The sequence below is a fragment of the Propioniciclava sp. genome, assembly GCF_029977985.1.
GTDB lineage: Bacteria > Actinomycetota > Actinomycetes > Propionibacteriales > Propionibacteriaceae > Propioniciclava.
Window position 1 is genome coordinate 1 of the sequence record NZ_JARKOT010000229.1, and the last position, 1,632, is coordinate 1,632.

The window sequence follows — 1,632 nt, forward strand, 5'->3', positions numbered from 1 at the left end:
GATCCCGTTCCAGGTGCTCGACGTCGCCTCGGGCGATCTGGGGTCGTCGGCGGCCCGCAAGTACGACTGCTACGGCTGGCTGCCCACCCAGGAGCGCTACCGCGAGATCACGTCGACCTCGAACTGCACCGAGTTCCAGGCCCGCCGCCTCAACATCCGCATGAAGGACGCCGGGGGCACCCGCCCGCTCGCGACCCTCAACGGCACGCTCTGCGCCATGACCCGGACGATCATCATGATCCTCGAGAACCACCAGCTAGCGGACGGGTCCGTCCGGCTGCCGGAGGCGCTGCGCCCGTACTTCGGCGGTCGGGAGTCGCTCACGCCGGCGGCGTCCCCCCAGGCCGATCCCCGCCGCGACTGACGGGGCGCGAGACCCGATCAGATCCAATCGCGGGCGCGGAACAAGGCATAGAGGACGCCGACGCCCACGACGATCATCGCGAGGGACAGCCAAAGACCGAGCGGTTCGGCGAAGCCCGGGTAGGGAATGTTCTGCCCGAACCAGCCGGTGATCGCGGTCGGCACCGCGATGATGGCGGCCCACCCGGCAAGCTTCTTCATGATGGTGTTGAGCCGGGCGTCGGTGAGGGAGAGGTTCGTCTCGAAGGCGCTGGTGACGAGGTCGCGGAGGGACTCGGTCCACTCGGCGGCGCGCAGGACGTGGTCGTAGAGGTCGTCGTACCACGGCCGCAGAGCGGGGGCATTCGAGGCCGGGTGGCGCAGCAGTCCGTTCACAACCTCGCGCATGGGCAGGACGACGCGCCGCAGGGCGACCAGGTCCTTGCGCAGGGAGTAAGCCTGCCGGGCGAACGGTGCGCCGGTGGGGCGGTCCTCGAAGAGGGCGTCCTCGAGCTGTTCGAGCGTGTCATCGAGGGTGCCGATGGCGTCGAAGTGCCCGTCGACGACGACGTCGAGCAGGCCGTGGACGAGCGCTCCCGCTCCCTCGCGGAGCAACTCGGGGCTCTCTTCCCAGCGGCGGACGACGGCGTCCGTCGTGAACCGATCGTCGAGGCGGATCGTGACGAGCGCGTGCGGCATCATCCAGCCGGAGATGCGGCTGAACCCCAGCTCACCCGGCGTCGCGTTCGGATCGACCGCGTAGACGGTGAAGAACAGGTGCGATTCGTGGCGGATCAGCTTCGGCCGCTCCTTCGGGCCGAGGGCGTCTTCGACGGCCGTGGCCGGCAGGCCGAGTTGGTCGGCGACCTCCCCCAGGTCGGTCGCTGACGGGGCGAGCAGATCGATCCAGACGAGGGTGTCGGCGTCGCGGGCGGCGACCGCCAGTTCGTCGGGGGTGACGTCGTCGTCGGTGAGCACGCCCTGGCGCCATGTGCGGCTGGAGACGAGTGTGTCCATGGGCCCCATCATCGCGGGTCGCACACCGTGTTGGACACGGCCACGTCGCACCCACCGCCTCGGGTGGGGACTGGTGGGAAGCGATGCTGAGCTCGGGCGTTGGTTCCCGTTCCTGACCGGGCCGCACGCTACCCTGAGGAGCGGCTACAGGAGGGACTCGATGCAGCAGTACATGCGCGAGCCGGAGTACGTCATGACGATGGCCGACGGGACGGTGAAGCAGCTCAACCCGTTCACCGGCACCGAGGTCTGGACGGTTCCCGGCCGCGGCAA

At 69.5% G+C, this 1,632-nt stretch carries 3 protein-coding genes; 2 read left to right on the forward strand and 1 reads right to left on the reverse strand.

The annotated features are described in order from the left end of the window. Positions 1–364: aminoacyl--tRNA ligase-related protein (locus Q1K57_RS13050; protein ID WP_366525376.1), on the forward strand; the 364-nt coding region annotated here is incomplete at its 5' end. A gap of 17 nt (positions 365–381) precedes the next feature. Here the strand turns inward: Q1K57_RS13050 and Q1K57_RS13055 are convergent. Then, the gene (locus Q1K57_RS13055; RefSeq protein ID WP_300083348.1) at positions 382–1,359 is read right to left on the reverse strand and encodes a magnesium transporter CorA family protein; all 978 of its coding nucleotides are present in this window, start codon (positions 1,357–1,359) and stop codon (positions 382–384) included. Between the two features lie 199 nt (positions 1,360–1,558). On the opposite strand from Q1K57_RS13055, the gene Q1K57_RS13060 reads away from it, so the two are divergent. After that, positions 1,559–1,632: DUF4921 family protein (locus tag Q1K57_RS13060; protein WP_300078586.1), on the forward strand; the 74-nt coding region annotated here is incomplete at its 3' end.